The 19,616-nt window shown below is 34.4% G+C and carries 17 protein-coding genes, 1 rRNA gene and 1 pseudogene; 10 read left to right on the top strand and 9 right to left on the bottom strand.

From position 1 onward, the window contains the following. Positions 1–335 (top strand): transposase (locus G551_RS0111485; protein WP_027885714.1); only part of this gene is annotated, 335 nt, incomplete at its 5' end. Between the two features lie 166 nt (positions 336–501). Here the strand turns inward: G551_RS0111485 and G551_RS0111480 are convergent. Beyond that, positions 502–963 (bottom strand): GAF domain-containing protein, encoded by a 462-nt coding sequence (locus tag G551_RS0111480; protein ID WP_027885713.1) that lies wholly within the window; start codon positions 961–963, stop codon positions 502–504. 85 nt (positions 964–1,048) lie between these two features. On the opposite strand from G551_RS0111480, the gene xrtF reads away from it, so the two are divergent. Together xrtF and G551_RS0111470 are read left to right on the top strand one after the other, a co-directional pair. Beyond that, the gene (gene xrtF, locus G551_RS0111475) at positions 1,049–1,603 is read left to right on the top strand and encodes an exosortase family protein XrtF (protein WP_036243778.1); all 555 of its coding nucleotides are present in this window, start codon (positions 1,049–1,051) and stop codon (positions 1,601–1,603) included. Beyond that, positions 1,596–2,033, top strand: coding sequence for an exosortase F system-associated membrane protein (locus G551_RS0111470; protein ID WP_027885711.1), 438 nt, complete (start codon positions 1,596–1,598; stop codon positions 2,031–2,033). Before xrtF ends, G551_RS0111470 begins: the two co-directional genes overlap by 8 nt. A gap of 30 nt (positions 2,034–2,063) precedes the next feature. On the opposite strand, the gene G551_RS0111465 is transcribed toward G551_RS0111470, so the two are convergent. The 3 genes from G551_RS0111465 to G551_RS0111455 all read right to left on the bottom strand — a co-directional run bounded on the left by G551_RS0111465 (position 2,064) and on the right by G551_RS0111455 (position 6,535). Next, positions 2,064–4,547: a zinc-dependent metalloprotease gene (locus G551_RS0111465; protein WP_027885710.1), complete on the bottom strand. Its 2,484-nt coding sequence runs from the start codon at positions 4,545–4,547 to the stop codon at positions 2,064–2,066. A 102-nt stretch (positions 4,548–4,649) separates the two neighbouring features. After that, positions 4,650–5,021: a hypothetical protein gene (locus G551_RS0111460; RefSeq protein ID WP_027885709.1), complete on the bottom strand. Its 372-nt coding sequence runs from the start codon at positions 5,019–5,021 to the stop codon at positions 4,650–4,652. A 74-nt stretch (positions 5,022–5,095) separates the two neighbouring features. Then, a complete protein-coding gene (locus G551_RS0111455) occupies positions 5,096–6,535 on the bottom strand; it encodes a hypothetical protein (RefSeq protein WP_027885708.1) in 1,440 nt (479 codons plus the stop codon). Between the two features lie 149 nt (positions 6,536–6,684). Between G551_RS0111455 and yiaA the strand changes: the two genes are divergently transcribed. Continuing rightward, positions 6,685–7,155, top strand: a complete 471-nt coding sequence (gene yiaA / locus G551_RS0111450) for an inner membrane protein YiaA (protein WP_027885707.1) — start codon at positions 6,685–6,687, stop codon at positions 7,153–7,155. Here yiaA and G551_RS15775 read toward each other — a convergent pair. The 3 genes from G551_RS15775 to lysS all read right to left on the bottom strand — a co-directional run bounded on the left by G551_RS15775 (position 7,140) and on the right by lysS (position 9,833). Next, a complete protein-coding gene (locus G551_RS15775) occupies positions 7,140–7,721 on the bottom strand; it encodes a hypothetical protein (RefSeq protein WP_189394892.1) in 582 nt (193 codons plus the stop codon). The genes yiaA and G551_RS15775 overlap by 16 nt on opposite strands. A gap of 55 nt (positions 7,722–7,776) precedes the next feature. Beyond that, the gene (locus G551_RS0111440) at positions 7,777–7,956 is read right to left on the bottom strand and encodes a hypothetical protein (protein WP_027885706.1); all 180 of its coding nucleotides are present in this window, start codon (positions 7,954–7,956) and stop codon (positions 7,777–7,779) included. 182 nt (positions 7,957–8,138) lie between these two features. After that, the gene (lysS, locus tag G551_RS0111435) at positions 8,139–9,833 is read right to left on the bottom strand and encodes a lysine--tRNA ligase (RefSeq protein WP_027885705.1); all 1,695 of its coding nucleotides are present in this window, start codon (positions 9,831–9,833) and stop codon (positions 8,139–8,141) included. Between the two features lie 154 nt (positions 9,834–9,987). Here lysS and G551_RS0111430 point away from each other — a divergent pair, with 154 nt between their 5' ends. From G551_RS0111430 to lipB, 4 genes are all read left to right on the top strand, one after another. Further along, on the top strand, positions 9,988–11,151 hold the full coding sequence (locus G551_RS0111430; RefSeq protein ID WP_027885704.1) for a T9SS type A sorting domain-containing protein: 1,164 nt from the start codon (positions 9,988–9,990) through the stop codon (positions 11,149–11,151). Between the two features lie 199 nt (positions 11,152–11,350). Then, complete coding sequence (locus G551_RS16255; protein WP_027885703.1) at positions 11,351–12,502, top strand: T9SS type A sorting domain-containing protein; 1,152 nt, start codon at positions 11,351–11,353, stop codon at positions 12,500–12,502. A 91-nt stretch (positions 12,503–12,593) separates the two neighbouring features. Then, positions 12,594–12,752, top strand: a complete 159-nt coding sequence (locus G551_RS16445) for a YqaE/Pmp3 family membrane protein (RefSeq protein ID WP_084626406.1) — start codon at positions 12,594–12,596, stop codon at positions 12,750–12,752. Then, on the top strand, positions 12,749–13,453 hold the full coding sequence (gene lipB, locus G551_RS0111415; protein ID WP_027885702.1) for a lipoyl(octanoyl) transferase LipB: 705 nt from the start codon (positions 12,749–12,751) through the stop codon (positions 13,451–13,453). Before G551_RS16445 ends, lipB begins: the two co-directional genes overlap by 4 nt. Positions 13,454–13,459: 6 nt before the next feature. Here lipB and G551_RS0111410 read toward each other — a convergent pair whose 3' ends face one another. Beyond that, positions 13,460–15,931 carry an NHL repeat-containing protein gene (locus G551_RS0111410; RefSeq protein ID WP_027885701.1) on the bottom strand — a complete coding sequence of 824 codons (2,472 nt, stop codon included), beginning with the start codon at positions 15,929–15,931 and terminating at the stop codon, positions 13,460–13,462. Positions 15,932–16,013: 82 nt separating this feature from the next. After that, positions 16,014–16,615: pseudogene (locus G551_RS15765) on the bottom strand (ribonuclease HII). A 100-nt stretch (positions 16,616–16,715) separates the two neighbouring features. Between G551_RS15765 and G551_RS0111400 the strand changes: the two are divergent. Further along, entirely contained in the window at positions 16,716–18,707 is a 1,992-nt protein-coding gene (locus G551_RS0111400; protein WP_027885700.1) for a putative porin, read from the top strand. A gap of 709 nt (positions 18,708–19,416) precedes the next feature. Next, positions 19,417–19,616, top strand: a 16S ribosomal RNA gene (locus tag G551_RS0111395); the annotation flags it as partial.

Below are 19,616 nucleotides of genomic sequence, written 5' to 3'. Positions count from 1 at the left end.
CAGTAAAAACAGAAGGTTTTAAGCGATTATGTGACCCGAGAAAACTGGCTTGTTTTGCTGGAGTGGTACCATTTGAACAACAGAGCGGCACCAGCCTGAGAACCAAACCCAGAGTATCTAAAATGGCAGATATGACATTAAAGTCCGTACTTCAGATGGCTGCTATGAGGGCGGTAAGAATGCAAAATGATTTACGAATTTATTACCTAAGAAAAGTCGAAGAAGGCAAAAATAAGATGAGTGTTTTAAATGCGGTCAGGAACAAGTTAATACACATCGCTATGGCATTAATTAAAAATCAAACAAATTATAAAAATCGTTTGCAATTGTCATAGAAATCGAACTGACTTTTTTGATTCCCTAAAACCTAAACCCTACTGCCCAATTCCTAAATGACGCGTTAGGGATGGAGGCTTTGCTGGAGCTCTTTGGAGATTCCTGCCTACGCAGGAATTGAGAAAAGCGACTGCCGAGAGCCCGTCCCGGCAGGGAACGCCCAACTTATTTTTCTAAAACTTTAGCTACTTCAGCATTTACAAATTCTAAAAATCGTTCATCTTTATCGGTAAAGGGATCGATGGTGTTTGAGTCGATATCGATTTGCCCAATGTTTTTACCATTTACAAATAACGGAACGACAATTTCTGCTTTTACCGTGATGCTGCAAGCAATGTAATTGTCTTGTGCTTTTACATCGGGAACCACGAAATTGCTGTTCGATTCGGCTACTTGTCCGCAAATACCTTTTCCAAAAGGAATAATCGTGTGATCGGTTGGTTCGCCGGCGAAGGAGCTGAGTTTTAATTCGTTTTTATCTCCGTTCTTAAAATAAAATCCTACCCAGTTGTAGTAAGAAATGTTGTCACGAAGCACATTGCAAATCTCTTCTAAGCGGTGTTCTACAGAAAGCTGCTCTTGCGCCAATATGTTGGTGACTTTTGGTTTTAATTCTTCTAAATTCATTGCATTAATTTTAGGCAAAAGTATTTAATATTTAAGAAATAGGTATACTTATTTGTATAACTTTGTTGCAGTTAAACCTGTTAGTTTGAAAGAAATATTTAAGAAAAATAAAGCAGTGATCAAATTTTTAGTCCTTTTTATAGGTTGCTATTTGGTGCTGGCCGGTTTTTATAAATTGTATTTATTCTACGGAAGTTCTGAAGAATTTTATCCCGATTACATTACGCATTTAGTGTCGAGTCAAACCTCGAGTGTGATCGAAGCTTTTGGTTACGATTCTCATATTTCGAAGCATCCTAACGATCCTTCGATGAAGTTGTACGTGAACGGAAATTACTTGGCAAGAATCATCGAAGGCTGTAATTCGATTAGCGTACTTATTTTGTTTGTGAGTTTTATTATCGCTTTTCACACCAAATTTAAACCTACTTTCTTGTATTTAATTGCAGGAAGTGTGCTTATTTATGTGATGAATGTAGTGCGAATTGCGCTGTTGGCTATTGGTATTTATGAGTATCCTGAAAGTCAGGAGTTTTTACACGATACTGCTTTCCCGGCTGTAATTTACGGAAGTGTTTTTGTATTGTGGCTTATTTGGGTGAAAATGGCTGCCGGTTATAAGAAAAAAGCAGATGAATAAGTTGTTGAAATATGGCTTGGCGTTTTTAGGGTTTGTGCTGTTAGCGGCGATACGAACTTTTGAAACCGAACTATTTTATGACCCATTGCTGAATTTTTTCCGTGGAAATTATCACAACTACGCAGCTCCCGATTTTGAATTGTGGAAGCTTTTTGGGGCGACTATTGCTCGATATATACTGAACAGTTTAGTTTCGATATTGATCTTGGTCTTGTTGTTTTCGAAGCAAGTCTTGAAATTTTCTGCTTTAATTTATGGAATTTTACTGTTGATTTTGGCTCCGGTATTTTTGTATTTACTTACGACGATGCAACCCGATTTACATTTTTTACTGTTTTATGTACGACGGTTTTTAATTCAGCCCTTGTTAATCTTATTATTAATTCCTGCGTTTTATTACCAACAACATATAAAAAAAGCCGACTTGTAAGTCGGCTTTTTTGCAATTGAAAATTCAATCTTATTTATTAGGATTCAGAATTAAATCTACACGTTCGATTAAATCTTGTACGTGAATTTTACTCATTTGATCTGAAAATCTATACTGAGAAGATTTTAAGTTGCTCAATAAAGTCTTCAATTCTGCTCTTACTACAGCTTTAATATCACTTCTATTCACATCGATATTACTACGAGTTACCCAACTTCTGTAACGCGCAGGAATTTCTTTTTGCTCATTGTTCATTAAATAATCTAAACGATCTACATAAGCACGTTGTAAATTTCTTCGGTATAAAGAGATCTTATTGTTTCTGTTAAGTTCACTAAAAATACCTTTTCTTAAATCGGTCATCATATCGTAAAGTCCGTAAGCTTTGCTTCCGTTAAGTTCTTCGTTTTCGATCAGACGAGCCATTCTACCATAATCTAAAAGATTTTTAAGGGTACGAGTTTGGTAATCGCTTAAACGCTCGATGCTTCCATCAAATTCTATTCTGCCAAAAATTTCTTGGTCAAGCAGCCATTCCGGAGTTTCGAAAAGTTGTTTTTGTAAAAACTTCATCGCGCGTTCTTGCTTATCGGTACTTAAATGTTTGTAAACCGCACCTTCTTGATCGTAAGTTTTATAGGTTTCAACCACACCACCAATATTCGCTGTAACGTGACCCATATAACGGTTGTATTGTGCTAAAACTTGTTGGTATAAATCGTCTAGATCTTGGTAATCTTTCCCGTCTTCTGCGGTCCATTCAATTAAATTGGGAACAATTCTTTTTAAGTTTTCGATACCGTATGCACTTGCTTTCATAGAATCGTCACCTAAATCTTCCGTTTGAGAAGTAGGATCGATCACACCACTTTGTTGCTTGCCGAAACGGTAAAGCGGATCGCCGGCATGTTCTAAAATCCATTCATCTAAGATGGGCTTTTCTTCTTTTGCCGTTTTATTCAGAATAGGTTTGTAACCCCATTTGATCGCATATTTATCGTACGGACCAATATTCGGCATTAACGCCACATCACCATCACCGGGTTGAGCGATATAATTGAAACGTGCATAATCCATGATCGATGGCGCAGTTCCGTATTTGCTGGTGAATTCAGGATCACGTAAATCGTCTACCGCGTAAGCAACGCTACTTCCCATATTGTGTGGTAAACCTAAGGTGTGACCCACTTCGTGAGAAGAAACAAAACGAATTAAACGTCCCATAATTTCATCTTTAAATTCTACACCACGAGCATCTTCGTTGATCGCTGCAGTTTGCACGAAATACCAGTTTCTCAATAAGGTCATTACGTTATGGTACCAGTTGATGTCTGATTCTAAAATCTCTCCCGATCGAGGATCACTAACGTGAGGTCCGTTTGCGTTGGGTATTGGAGAAGCTAGATAGCGAACCGTTGAATAACGAACATCTTCCGGGCTCCAATCTGGATCTTCTTCTTTCGTTGGAGCGTCTTTTGCAATAATTGCATTTTTAAATCCGGCAGCTTCAAAAGCTACTTGCCAATCTTCAATACCTTGCTTGATGTATTTTCTCCATTTTTTTGGAGTTGCAGGATCGATGTAGTAAACGATTTGCTTTTTAGGTTCAACTAGCTCTCCGTCTTTAAATTTTTCTTTGTCTTCTTCTTTTACTTCTAAACGCCAGCGATCTAAGTATTTAACTTCTTTACTTTTTTGAGCGTCTAAACCATAATCGGTTTGGCTTCTGGCAAACCAACCTACACGTTCATCGAAGTAACGACGCTTCATCGGTTCTTTAGGAAGTAAGATCATCGAGTTGCTAAATTCTAAAGAAATAGAACCGGTCGTTTCATTAGACGGCGGATTGCCGGCATTATAGGTTTTTACGTGTCTTACTTCAATATTTTGAGGGAAACTCTTAATCGTATCTACGTACGAACGGTTACCATCTACTTTTGAAATTTTATAAGCTTTTCTGCGAGATTGTCTTAAGCCTAGCGCCTGAATATCTTTTTCAAATAAATCGGTTACCTCAATCACACTTGCGTTATTTACCGAATCTTTATGAAAAGCTTTGATCGGGAAAGAATATAAGATCGGTTCGAAATTAGAATTCACGACCGCTTCATGAATAGGTAACGAATCTGCAGCTACAATTTCGTGAGAAACCACTCTTAATAAAATATTATCACCTTTTTTCTGCCAACGCAGTACTTGAGTATTTTGCTTACCGCCACCAAAACCAATACCGGTAGCAGTTTTGGCAATACGAGTAACCATTAGCATTTCTCTATTTAAGATGCTATCTGGGATTTCGTAAAAATACTTTTTGTCTAAATAATGCACATTGAATAAACCTTCGTCCGTTTTAGCTTTGTCGGTTATTACTTTGCTGTAAGGTTTAATGTCTGAAGCGCTTTTTTCTTGTTTAGGTTTAGCGCTTTCATTTTTTTTAGGCTGAAAAACGGCACAACTACTCGCAATAAGACACGAGAGCGCAATACAGATTTTTTGAGTGGATTTTTTAATCATGAATTTATGTTTTGTAGTAGTAAGACTGATAATTTTAAGAATGGTTTAAAATAAAAAAGCCGGCTTTATAAAGCCGGCTTTTTTATTTTTTTGAATCTATTCTTATTTTAAGATTTCTTTTTGTGATTTGTTTTTTTGTAGTTTTTCAAATTTAGCAAATTGCTCTTCGTTAAGTATTTTTTTCATTTGTGCTATTAAAGTCTCATCGAATTTCAATTTGTTTTTCTTATAATTTTCATCTTTAATTTTTTGATTAAGATGCTTATTGTAATTTGTGAAATAACTATAATATTGTTTAAAAACAAATTGTTCTTGTTCTGTCGTTAAGTCTAGCTCTTCGTCAAGGCTTACCATTTCTTTTTTAGCTTTATCTTCTATTTCTGCTCGGTTTAATTTTGAGTTTTGAGCAGATAAGCTTTCAGAAGTAAGAAAAAGACTTACTGTAAGAGCGAAAAGTGTGATTATTTTTTTCATAGGGATCGTTTATTTAGATTAGTCGTTAAAAATAAGACAATTTATTTTATCTGCAATATTTTAACTACTAAGCCTTAATTAGAAATTAAATTTAAAGTTAGTTCATACAAATCTTTAGATTCAACTTTGGCTTTTAACCAGGCATAAAAGCAAACCATAAAAATATCTTCTTTTTTGAAAACTGAATTTTCTAAAATTTTGATTTGTTGTTGGTCAAAATTTTGGTTGAGGTAAAAATCTCTGATTAGTTTACTGAAAACAATAACTCTTTCATTTCCTGTTGACTGTAGCTTTTTGTAATATTTTTTTTGAAATGAATGTAGCCTAGATTCAAAAACATCATAATTGTCTAGCTCTACTAATAGAATAAGTTCGATAAGGTTTTTCTTGATCACCCAAATTTCACCGTGATGTTTAGCGTACCAAAGATCAGATTTATGAAGTTGCTGTAGAGTTTGATAAGCTTTTTTGATCTCGTTTTGCTGAATGTAACAAGTCATCAAAAACAATTGCGGTAAAAAGGATTTGGTTTTTTGAGCTTCTAACAACGGAATCGCTTCAGGAGCCTTACCGGTAAAATTGAAGTAATATGCTTTTAGCAAAAATAAATCCTCATCAAACTGATTTCGAAATGGAAGATTTTGTTCTAGTAATTGTTCAAATTTATCTAAGTATTCCTTGAAATGTTTAAAATCTCGACTTCTAAAATAAGCATAGCTCAATAATTGTAAAATTTGCAAATGCTCGTAGTGATGACGATGCTGTAAATGCTGTTTTTGGTGAACTAGCGCATAGAGTTTTTCGAGCTCTTTTAGATTAGCGAAATAATTACTTTCTAACTGAGATTTTAAATCGAGTATGGTAAAAAGCCTTAGTAAAGCTTTAAAGGTGAGTTCTTCTTTTATTTCAATTTGGTGTTGTTGAAGTAATTTTTCAATATAAGCGGAGTCTAAAATTTTATTCTTTTTAGCGCTTAATTTTAATTCAGCTTCTACCAATTGTAAGCGAAGTTCAAGGTCTAAGTGTTGCTGATTCTTAGCGATTTTCAGCTTTAATTCAGTGACATCTATCTTTTCATAAAGGTGTGCAAACTGTAATAAAGTGATGTAAACTTCCCGTAAAATGGAATAAAGTTCTAATTGTTTAGCTTTAGATTCGGCCTTTTTTAAAAGCTTAAAAGCAAATTTATAGTTTTGATGATCTACTAAAATTCTTGCAGCTAAAATTTTTTTGAAGAGTTCTTGTTCCGCAGAATTTTCATTTTCAAAAGCTTTAATCGCTATAAAATCTACTAAACTATCTTGGAGTCTTTTGCTTAAAGCGTGAAATGCATTTTTATTTCTTTCAGCATAAATCTTATCTGCATAATTATTCAGATAAGGTTCATTTAAGATCAATTTAAAAAGCTGAATATTCTTCTCGTCTTTGGTTTTGTTCTTCTTTTTTAAATGCTGAATAAATTCAACTTGCTCTTTCTCGGTAAGAATGCTAATAAGTTGCTGAATATTTTTCAATGATCTCGTAAGTTTTTATTCAATTGAATTCATTAAATATAGTGTTTACTTGAATAATTAGAATAATTAACTCGTAAGTTTTTTGAATATTTAGCTTTTTTCAGCTGAAGGCTTTTCTTCAATTTTGCTTCAACATTAAAACTAAACCTATGGAAAATCAAGTTTTTAATTCAGAAGAAAAAGAAGAAAGAAAAGCATTTCAGAAATTTTCAAAAGAATCCTATTCAGGCAAACCTACCGGCGCGTTTGTTTCGGCATCTTGGGTCGCTTTACTTACAGGAATGGTTTCATATTGCGTAGGATTATGGAATGCAACTATGTGGCTGAACGAAAAAGGATACTATTTCGCCATTTTATTGTTCGGTTTGTTTTCGGTGATCTCTGTACAAAAAAATGTAAGAGATAAACAAGAAGGACTTCCCGTTACCGAAATTTATTACGGCATAAGTTGGTTTACCACCTTAGCTTCCATTTTACTTCTAATTATCGGGTTGTGGAATGCCGATCTAGAACTCAGCGAAAAAGGTTTTTACGGGATGGCATTTGTGTTAAGTATGTACGCTTCTATTTGTGTGCAGAAGAATACCCGAGATTTAAAACTGTATCAAAAAGATGAATAACAAAAAAGAGAATTGTTTATAGTAATTCTCTTTTTTTTATGAGTTTCTATACTTTCTAAATATAATTGTTGGTAATCAAATTTTGGTTGATATATTTTCTCTAAAAACGTACGGTTCCAGAAATGTTTTCTGAATAGAAATAGCGGATCCTCGATCATAAAATAAGGGACGAAGTGATACCATTTCACCTTACAGCGTTCTAGGTAACGAGTATATTCTTGTTCAAGATCCAGTTCTTCACAAGCAATTTTTAGCGCTCTTCGTTGGCATTTCGAAACCAAATAATTATTAGCGATCTTAGGCTGAAAACCATACATGAAAAGTTGATCTTTTATGCGCTTATAATTTTGAAAACGTGACCAACTATCCATTAACACCAGAAAAATATGCGTAAATGAAAAGAGGAAGCAACTCAACCAGAAAAGCGAGTAGGTTTCTTGTATAGCTGAAGTTTTTTCTAATTGAATTTTATAAAAAATACTTTCAGCAATAAATAGGAGCAGGGAAATATGAAGCCAAAAGCTGACTTTAAAATAGGAATGTAAAAGTGAGGTTTGTTTAGGCATACACCTTTTCATCTAACTAAAATAATAATTATTAGTTAGATGAAAAGGTGTATGTTTAGTTAAACATGAATTTGATTTTCTGAAGTAACAACAGCGCTTGATATTCTAAAAAATCACTTTCTGAAGGGTCTAATTGCTTAAAATCCCAAGCTTGAGAAATAAGCATTTGGTATTCTTTTAAAAGGCTGAGCCTCGTAAAAGAGTTTTTGAATTCGTGGGGTGGTATTAAAGACATTGCATTAAGTTTTAGTAAACTGAAAATACATCATCTTTGAAATATTCTATCATTGTTTCAGATAAAAGCAAAGAAACTGTCGTTGAATAGACGAAAAGTGTCGACGAATAAAAAAAGGAACCTTTCAAATTTGAAAGATCCCTTTTTATCTATAGGTAGAATTTTTATATTCTTAGTTGAATTTATTTTTCCAAGACAACAAACAAACCATCATCGGTTTTTTCGACATTGGCTAATTTGTGTTTTCTTAATCCTTTAATGGCTTTGTCCCATTTTTTATTACTCAAACCAGAAGCTGTTTTTAAAGCATCTAATTCTTGTGGAGATTCTTTCTTTAATAATTCTAAGACTGCTTTTTCTTCTTCGGTTAGATCAACCTTTTTACGTTCTGGTTTCATTTGTGGGAAAAATAGAACTTCTTGTATCGATTGGTTATTGGTTAAGAACATAATTAAACGGTCCATCCCGATTCCTAAACCAGAAGTTGGCGGCATACCATATTCTAAAGCTCTTAAGAAATCTTGATCGATAAACTCAGTCGCTTCATCATCACCTTTTTCAGCTAATTTTAGTTGTTCTTCAAAACGCTCGCGTTGGTCGATCGGGTCATTTAATTCTGAATACGCATTGGCAATTTCTTTACCGCAAACCATAAGTTCAAAACGTTCGGTGAGTTCCGGGTTTTCACGGTGTTCTTTACAAAGCGGACTCATTTCTTTCGGGTAATCGGTAATGAAAGTAGGCTGAATAAAGTTACCTTCACACTTCTCCCCAAAAATTTCATCGATCAATTTACCTTTTCCCATTGTTTCATCTACTTCGATATCCATTCTTAAAGCAGCTTCACGTAATTCTTCTTCCGTCTTGCCGGTAATGTCGAAACCGGTAAATTGCTTAATGGCATCGGTCATAGTTACACGCTTGTACGGCGCTTTAAAATCTACTTTATGTTCACCAAAAGTTGCTTCGGTAGTTCCGTTAACGGCGATAGCACAATGCTCTAATAATTTTTCAGTAAAATCCATCATCCAATTGTAGTCTTTATAAGCTACATAAATTTCCATTGCGGTAAATTCAGGATTATGGGTTCTATCCATTCCTTCGTTTCTAAAGTTTTTAGAAAACTCATAAACACCATCAAAACCACCAACGATCAATCTTTTTAAGTAAAGCTCGTTCGCAATTCTTAAATATAAAGGAATGTCTAACGCATTATGATGCGTCACAAAAGGTCTTGCAGCCGCACCACCAGGAATTGATTGTAAGATCGGCGTTTCAACTTCAAAATAACCTTTCTCATTAAAAAAGTTTCGCATCGCCGCAAAAAGCTTTGTGCGTTTTACAAAAACGTCTTTCACTTTTGGGTTTACTACTAAGTCTGCGTAACGTTGGCGGTAACGCATTTCCGGATCATTGAATTTATCAAACTCATTTCCTTCTTTATCTACTTTTGGTAGCGGTAAAGGTTTTAGAGCTTTACTTAATAAGGTGAAGTTTTTTACCATTACGGTTTTTTCACCTACTTGAGTCGTAAATAATTCTCCTTCGATCCCTATAAAATCACCAATATCTAATAATTTTTTATAGACATCGTTGTAAAGCGTTTTGTCTTCACCGGTACAAATTTCATCTCTGTTGAAGTAGACCTGTATGCGCCCAGTAGAATCCTGTAATTCTGCAAAAGAAGCTTTACCTTGTATTCTTCTAGACATTAGACGACCTGCGATCACCACCTGTTTACCTTCTTCAAAATCCTGTTTGACCTTAGTAGTCGTATGGTTTACCGGATATAAATCTGCCGGATAAGGATTAATGCCTAGCTTTCTAAGAGAATCTAATTTTTCTCTACGTACAAGTTCTTGTTCAGATAATTGCATAATACAGTTTCTATTTTTTTGAAGGGGCAAAGATAATTACTAAGAAGTTAGCAATCAAAAAAGGAGTAGAGCATTTTCTGAGAAGTTTTGGAAGTGATTTAGGGTAATTTTTTAAGTTGGTTTGTTTTATAGTTGAATCAATAATTAACAAACAATGAAAAAAATACTACTCTTAATTTTACTATTTCCATTTGCATTAATTTCTCAAGTAACGGCTAACGATGCTTTTTTATATGTTTGTGACGACGATAATAACGGTTTCTCAACATTCGACCTTACGATGACTGAAGCCGAAATTTTAGCTGGACAAACCATAAATGGCTATGATCTTACTTATCACGAAACTTTAGTCGGTGCAGAAAATGGTACAAATGCCATTGTAAATGTAATGTCTTACCAAAATACTTCACCATACCATCAAGTTATTTATGCAAGACTAGAAAGCTATCAAACCGGTGAATTCGCAAATTCAAGTATAGATCTGTATGTAAACCTAACTCCAGAAGCAAATCCTTATGTAGGTATTGTGCATTGTAGTACAGATGGTGTTTCTTCAACTTTCGATTTAACGATTTCTGAAACTACGATTTTAGGAAGTCAAAATCCTGTTGATTTTGAGATTTTTTACTTTGAAACTCTAGCAGATGCAGAGGCTTTTGTTAACCAAATTGTAACTCCTCAAAATTTTACAAATTATATGAATCCGCAGACAGTTTATGTTCGCGTAGAAAATGCAAATACCGCTTGTTGGAATATTACTTCTTTTGATATCGCAGTAATCGGTTGTGAAGATGACGAAGACGGCGATTTAGTTGAAAATCAATATGAAGATGTTGATAATACAAGTAACGAAGGTCGTAATTCAGATTTTAATAGTGCTGATGGTAACTTGGCGAATGACGATACCGATGGTGACGGCATTCCTAATTATTTAGATAATGATGACGATGATGATGCAGTTCTAACTGCAGATGAAGATTATAACAATAATGGCGATCCCACCGATGATGATACCAATAATAACGGCATTCCTGATTATTTAGAAACTGAGGTTACTTTAGCAGTCAACGATTTTGAGAGAGCTAATTTTTCAATGTTCCCAAATCCTGCTACGAATTTTGTAAAGTTTCGTTTAGATAATGCTTTAGTTATAGAAGAAGCTAAAATCTATGCTATTGATGGTAGTTTAGTGAAAATTTTTTCAGAAAAACAACTAAGCACAAATTCCGTGAATATTTCAGAATTAATGAGTGGGGTATATTTTATTCAGTTTAAATCGGGTAAATCTACTATTGCCAAAAAACTTATTGTGAGATAATATTGAGTCTTACTCATAGAAAAACCTCCGTACTTTTCGTATGGAGGTTTTTAGTTTTTGGCAATGAAAGAGCTGTGGAATTGTGGATACATATTATATGAGGAGTAATTTTAGCGCAACTTTATGAAGGTTTTAGTTTTTTCTTAGGGTAATTTTTTGGTTTCAACCGCTATATTTGAAACCTAATCAATAAATTACGATGAAAAAAATACTACTTTTAATTTTATTGTTACCGATCACGATGCTTTCGCAAGTGACTGCAATAAATACGACCTTAGAAATATGCGATGATGATTATGATGGTGTTGCATATTTCGATTTGACCCAAGCTGATGTAGATATTTTAAACGGAGAATCTTCAGCAGATTTCGAAATAAGTTATCATTATTCACTAGAAGACGCCCAAGGAGGTATAGGAGATTTACCATTTGAATATACCGGGATTAATGGTGATAAATTATATGCCAGAATGGAAAGTCTTGAGACCGGAGAATTTGATACAGCAGAAATCGAATTGTTTGTATTCCCAATCCCAAGTTCAAACCCTTATGTAGGAATAGTACATTATAATGAAGATGGAGAATTTTCAATTTTTGATTTAACCATTGCTGAAGCTACTGTTTTAGGGGATCAAGATCCTGAAGAAATTATCATTTCTTATTATCAGTCATTAGAAGGAGCCGAAGGTAACTTTAATCAAATCTCTAATCCGGAAAGTTATACTAACCTTAGTAATCCTCAAGAAATTTATGTGCGTTCGGAAAATGAATTTTTAGGATGTTGGACGATCACTTCATTTTCGATTGGAGTAGTGCTTGCCGATGGTGACGAAGATGGCGATTTAGTTCAAAATCAAGATGAAGATGTTGATAATACAAGTAACGAAGGTCGTAATTCAGATTTTAATAGTCCTGACGGAAATTTAGCTAATGATGATACCGATGGTGACGGCATCCCTAATTATTTAGATGACGACGATGATGGCGATGGCATTTTAACTGCCGATGAAGATTATAACAATAATGGCGATCCAACCGATGATGATACCAATAATAACGGCATTCCTGACTATTTAGAAGCTGAGGTTGCTTTAGCGGTTAACGATTTTGCGAGAGCTAATTTTTCTATCTATCCAAATCCAGTGAGTGATGTGGCGAACTTTCGTTTTGATAATGGTTTGCAAATAGAGCAAGCTAAAATTTATGCGATTGATGGTAGCTTAGTGAAGACTTTTTCTGAAAAACAACTAAGCGCCAATTCAGTGAATGTTTCAGAATTAATGAGCGGTGTATATTTTATTCAATTAAAATCGGGTAAATCTACTATTGCCAAAAAAGTTATTGTTAGATAATATTGAGTCTTACTCATAGAACAACCTCCATACATTTCGTGTGGAGGTTTTTTATTTTTAGGTAATAAATTAATCGTAACTTTGCTGGCAAATGAGTATTTGGCGAGTAATTTTAGCGGTCATTTTTCCTCCGCTTTCAGTTTTAGATAAAGGTTGCGGTTCTGTTTTGATCGTCATTATCTTAACGCTTTTGGGTTGGGTACCCGGCGTGATCGCTGCACTTATTATTTTAAATAATCCAAATCGATGAATAAAAAGGTCGCTGTACAAGAATTAGGGATAAAAGATTATAAAGATACTTGGGATTTTCAGGAAGAAATTTTCCAAGAAATCGTTCAGCAAAAAAGTAAGAATAGAAAAGAGCAAACGCAAGTGCCTACCCATAATTACTTTTTATATGTAGAACATCCGCACGTTTATACCTTAGGCAAAAGTGGAGATTTTTCTAATCTTTTAATTTCAGAAAAAGAACTGGCCGCTAAAAATGCAACTTTCTATAAAGTGAATCGAGGCGGAGATATTACCTACCACGGTCCCGGACAAATTGTAGGTTACCCTATTTTAGACCTCGATAATTTTTTTACAGACATTCATAAATACCTTCGTTTTTTAGAAGAAATGGTCATTCGAACCTTAGCAGAATATGGCTTAAAAGCAGAACGCAGCAAAGGCGAAACAGGAGTTTGGTTAGATGTGGGGACACCATTTGCTCGTAAAATTTGTGCAATGGGCGTTCGTGCGAGTCGCTGGGTAACGATGCACGGTTTTGCGTTAAATGTAAATGCAGATCTAGGTTATTTCGACAATATGATCCCGTGCGGAATTAAAGGCAAAGCCGTCACTTCTTTAAATGTTGAATTAGGTAAAGCTGAAGTTGATATTGCTGAAGTAAAAGAAAAATTACTGAAACATTTTGCCAAACTTTTTGAAGCTGAAATGATTCGTGAATAATTCAGTTTAATTCATCTGGTAAAGCAACACGCTGTTATCTTCCCCTTTTACGCAAAGCTCTAACTTTCCGCGATTGTCCATATTGGCAATGCTTACTTCAGAATTACCATAAACCGGAAAACCTTCAATTAAATTTGCATTGGTATCGAACAAATACACTTTGCTGGTTTGCGTATCGGTGATCGCAATGTAGTTTGTATTATTTGCTTCAATAAGTTGAGGTGAAGTATATAAACCGTAATCTAAATTTGCTTTCTTCCCGTTAATGCTCAATTCATTTTCATTAAAAGTGACCATTGTTTCATTATTCGCCACGAAACTATGATTTTCGGTAAGCTCTAGATCTTTGGTGGTAATTTGTCCGCTTTCATTAATCTGGATCAGTTCTCCATTCATATTTGTAGTGGTAAACAAGTTCTTGTATTGATACCATTTATTAGTAGAGAAACTGAAATCTTTTTTCGCCGGAACTCGAATATCACCGGTTCTACTTAAAATATGTAGCGTTCCGTTCATTTCATTCACCAGAATATAATCTTTTCTGCCAATGCGTATATGTTTAGGCGGTTGTAAAAGTTCAGAATCGGTTTTCGAGAATTTAAATCCTTTTACTTTTCGACCTTCTTTGTTAAACATCATCACTTCATTGCCTTGCGTAAGTACAAATCTGTATTTACTATTGTTGTCGTAATCAAAAATAGAAAGCTCTTGCGTGATCGTGTTGTTGAATTTTAAAGGGAAAGGTTTTACCACATTTCCGCTTCGGTCTAAAATATAAACTTGGTTTTGCGTAGCGAACATGAGTTGCAAACGGCCATTGTTATAAATATCGATTTGCTGAATGTCGCCTTCGATTCTGCTGTCGAGTTGTTTTTTCCAATGTAATTCTCCCGTATTGTTATAAACGTGAAGCACGTTCGCTTCGTCTTGTACGGCAATTTCCATCTGTTTGGTTCCCCAATTTTTAATGAATTGTGGTCGAGACGCAATCGCTTCAGGAAATTTAATACTATTTATTTGAGAAATGTGTTGCGGAGAGTTATTGGTTTTTGCTTTTTGAAGTATCGCATTCACGTGAGCAAAATTATTGTCATAGATAAATTGAAGCGCACCCACTTTAAAATCATTCAGCTTTAATTGTTGTACATCTTCCTTCAATTTTTCTTCAACTTTATAAGCCAAATGCTTTTTTAAATTCTCATTAATCGAAACTAAAAGAATAGAAGATTCGTCGCTTAAGGCATCTTGCGAATTTTTATAAGCATCGGCATTTCCTAAAACCGTTCTGTTTTGGTAGTTAGCAATAATGTTTTCGATGGTTTTTACATTATCGGCAAAAATAAAATAGTGATCGAGTGCTGCGTAAAAGCCCAAATCGTTTAGTTTGATAAGCGGTTGGTAAGCTTCAAAAATATTGTCTTGATCGGGAAAGTTGTAAATATTTACGCCTCTAAATTCTGAATTCACATCTTGATAAGCCAATAATGCTTCCGCAGAAATCGTGGCATCTATCGAATTTAAAATAATAGCTTCTGTATTGTCTGAAAAATAAACTTCACCAACTTCTTGAATCGAATTGAAGAAATTTTCATTCTGAAGTGGAGCCAGTTCTTTGGCTTTATATTCAGTTAAATTCGATTTTAGTTTTTCAAAATTATCGTAGGTAAACGCAAAATAACCAATGGCAGAATTGGGTACGACTTCGGCCATTTCGTTAGTTTGGGGTTCAATGCCTTCAAACAGATTTAAAATACGATTGTCTTGAATAGTTGCTGAAGAAACTCCGTTTAAATGAATTTCATCTTCATCGATATCGAGGTCAAGAACCGTCCAATCTGAAAAATTTTGTAGAAACTTCGTAGTTCCGTTCGGAAAAAGCAACGGGTAGACCTGATTAAATTCTTCTTGATGAATAAAAACCGAATGTTTCTCTGAAGCAGCGTGATAAATCTTTTCTAAAGTAGGATCTTGCGGTAACTGGTTGTCGTAAATTCTAATTATATTTTCTAGCACCAATTTAGAAGAACTATAGACATATATATTGTTAAGTTGCGTGCTAAAAGTTTCGCTACTGGCTAAAGTGTATTTTTTAATTTCGCTATTGTCGTATTTAAAAGTTTCTACTTTTTTATCTTGAATAGAATCTAAGTTAATGTTGATCGATTCTTCGGTAAGTAATGTGATGGCAATCTCTTTTCGCCCAATTTTATTAAAACAAAGTAAGCTCTCGTTAAACGATTCTATATGTTGAAGCGCTTTAAATTGCTGTTGAAAGCGCTCGTAAACTGGAGAATTTTCATTAGCCTTTAAAAATTCATTCTCTTTTAAAGATGCTGCTAGATCTTTTAGGTTATCACTTTTTAAAATAATAGAAGTATTGGGCGGTATAAAACTAAATAATTCTGAAGGGGCTTTAGTCTCTTCTTGGCAAGCCGCAAAAAGTAAAAGTGTAAGACAACAAAAGAGAAACTTCTTCATAAGATAAAAAATTCTAATATGATAAATGTAGCGGTATTGCTATAGTTTTACTGTTAAACAAAATTAAAAATTATAGGCAAGATCACTCTAATTGAAGGCTAAGCTGTTCTGGTAATAAACGAAAGCTTTTTCGGTGATATTTTGTGATGCCGTATTTTTTAATGGCTTCTCGATGTTGTTTGGTTGGGTAACCTTTGTTTTGTTTCCAATTATACATCGGGTATTCTTCGTGAATTTTTGCCATAAACTCATCGCGATAGGTTTTTGCTAGAATCGATGCTGCGGCAATATTTAGATATTTGCCGTCACCTTTAATCACACATTGATGCGGAATTTCTTGATAGGGCTTAAATTTATTTCCGTCGACCGCAATATGTTCCGGTAAAGTGGAAAGTTGCTCGATCGATCGGTGCATTCCTAAAATGGATGCATTCAAAATATTAATCTCATCAATTTCTTCCATCATTACGTGGCTTACGCCGTAGCAAAGCGCTTCTTCTTCAATAAGAATTCGTAAGCTGTCGCGATTTTTTCTGAAAGTTGCTTAGAATCATTCAGCAATTTATTTTTAAAATCGTCTTTTAAAATGACGGCTGCAGCAGTTACCGGTCCGGCAAGGCAACCTCTTCCGGCTTCGTCGGTTCCGCATTCAATTAAATCTTTATGATATTTAAGCTCTAGCATACGGCAAATTTACATAAATTGACACTTATTAAAACCCAAAGCAATTATTCGAAATTACATTCGTTAAAAAATTATACTTTTGCCGCAGTGAACTACGGATATGATTAGACAGATTACCATCATTTTTTTCTTAGTGATTTCTTTTGCAAGTTTCGCACAACAACGCCAGCTGCAAAGAAACAACGGCAGTACATTGGGTACTGGCAATAAAGATATTGGTGATGCGCCAAAAACAGTGATCGATAATAGAGAAAAACCACCTATAGAAGATTACAAAATAATTTCGGTAGAAAACGATACCACTTATGTCGATACGACACTTACTATATATAAAGACTATAAGTATAATTACCTTCGAAGAGATAATTTTGAGTTACTGCCATTTTCAAATGTTGGGCAGGCTTACACAAAATTAGCTTGGGATTTTGATGAGGTAGATTTATTACCAGATTTAGGAGCTCGAGAAAAACATTACAGCTATTACGAAGTTGAAGATATATTCTATTATAATGTCCCAACTCCGTTTACCGAATTATTTTTTAAAACCACCTTCGAGCAAGGTCAAAATGTTGATGCATTCTTTACAACCAATATGACGCCTCGATTAAATCTCTTTATTGGTTATCGCGGTTTAAGATCGTTAGGAAGGTATCAAAATTTAATGTCGAGTCAAGGAGCATTTAGAATAGGTGGTAGTTTTGAGTCTAAAAATAATCGCTATCACCTAAAAACTCATTTTGTTTCTCAAGACACTAATAATGAAGAAAACGGAGGTTTAACTCCTGTCGCTGCTCAGCAATTTTTAGCCAAAGATGAAGAGTTTGACGATCGTTCTCTATTAGGCGTAAATTTTGAAGATGCTGAAAACATGCTCTATACAAAGCGTTTTTTCTTGAAGCATCACTATAAAGTAGTCAAGGGTAACGATTCTACACGGAACAATCAAATACGAATAGGGCATACGTTAAACTTCACCGATAAAGAATATTGGTATAACCAAACCTCTCCATTTTTTGGTTATGGTGAATCTTATAAAAACAGTAATCTTCGAGATGAAGTAGAATATCAGCGGGTAAGTAATTTGCTCTACGCAGAATATTGTAACAACTTATTAGGTGAAATTGCTTTTCAAGTAAAACATAGTAATTACAATTATGGTTATCAGCGAAAATTGATTTTAGATAGTACTACCATTAATAATAGAATAAAAGGAGATATTGTTTCTGTAGGAGGAAGGTACCACAAAAAGATTGGTGGTTTCGATTTAACCGGAGACGCCATGATCAACCTATCTGAAGAATTTTCAGGAAATTACTTGAAAGCAAAAGCTCGATATCGAATCAATGAAGATGCAGTTGCAGATGCTGCACTAGTAATAAACTCAAGCGCTCCCAACTTTAATTTCCTGTTATTTCAGAGTGATTATGTAAATTATAATTGGCAGAACGATTTCGATAATATTCAAAAGCAAGAACTAAGTGTCAATTTAAAGTCTAAAAAATGGGCGAACGTATCTGCACATTTAACACAGATAAATAATTTCACTTATTTCGGTTTAGAAGACAATCCGAATGGGGTTACAGATACGATCACCGGTATCTCTTCAGCGCAAATGGTGAAACCTGCACAATACGATGGTAATGTTGGTTATTTAAAATTGAAAGCCAATCGAAAGTTTGAATTTCAAAACTTCAATTTAGATAATACCTTAATGTATCAGAATGTGTTTGAAGGGGAAGAAGTTTTTCGAGTACCGGAGTTCGTAACAAGAAACTCACTTTATTATGAAGATTTCTGGTTCGATAAAGCTTTATTTTTGCAAACAGGTTTCGTTTATAACTATTTTACGAGCTTTCAAGCAAATGCTTACGATCCCGTTTTGGCAGAATCTTATGTGCAAAATTCATTTGAGCTAGAAGGTTTTCACCGTTTAGATTACTTTTTTAATGCAAAAGTTGATCAGGCTAGACTCTTTTTTAAGCTGGAAAACTTCATTTCTATCTTTGATGGCAACAATAATTTCGTAGCCCCTTTGCAGCCTTATCGCGATTTTGCGATTCGTTTTGGTATAGTTTGGGATTTCTTTTTGTAATTCTCAAAATTATTTCCTGCTCTAACTAACTGTTTGGTTGGTTTTTAAGTTTAATTATTAAAAAAACTTTAAATAAAGTTGAAGAAAAGTTTGTTTAGGAAGGAAAAACAGACGTATATTTGCAGCCGCTTTCAGAGGGAGCGATGTTTATTGCAAAGTTAGATTGAAGTTGAGTTTATAGCGGTTTTGGGGAGTATAGATTACTTAAAAGAAGCTGAAAAAATAAATTAAAAAAAACTTCATTTTTTACTTGCTAGTAAACAAAAAGGTTTTACATTTGCATCCGCTTTGAGAGAGAGAAGCTAAGTTCATTGAGAAGGGTTGGAATTTTTGAGTTTTGGAGATAAAGTTTGTATCTTGTGAGGCTGAAAAATAAAAAATGAAAAAACTTTAATTTTTATTTGTTGAATTGAAAAATAAGTTTTACATTTGCACCCGCAAACGCAGAAAGCGTTAAAGTTCTTAAAAAATTATGACAAGAAAAGCCGGGATGGCGCGATAGAGTTGAAGGTTCGAATCCTTTATTTTCGACAACACGGAAGCTTTTAAAAGAGTGGAAGTAAAAGAGTTCATTGAAGTATTGATTGACAGTAAAAAACGAATTAAGGCTAGATAGCTAATTTTTAAATTTTGAGTCTTACTTTATTAAATTAGAGTAAACGATAATTCCGAGTTGGAAATTAAGTATTGTAAATATATTTAAAAAACAACGATGAAGAGTTTGATCCTGGCTCAGGATGAACGCTAGCGGCAGGCCTAACACATGCAAGTCGAACGGTAACAGCAGAGCTTGCTCTGGCTGACGAGTGGCGCACGGGTGCGTAACGCGTATACAATCTACCTATTACTGGAGTATAGCCCGAAGAAATTTGGATTAATCCTCCATAGTATTATAGAGTGGCATCATTT

Source organism: Mesonia mobilis DSM 19841 (genome assembly GCF_000423405.1).
In the GTDB taxonomy this organism is placed as follows: Bacteria; Bacteroidota; Bacteroidia; order Flavobacteriales; family Flavobacteriaceae; genus Mesonia; species Mesonia mobilis.
Note: the sequence above shows the minus strand (reverse complement) of the source record. Positions and strands in the feature narration are given on the sequence as shown.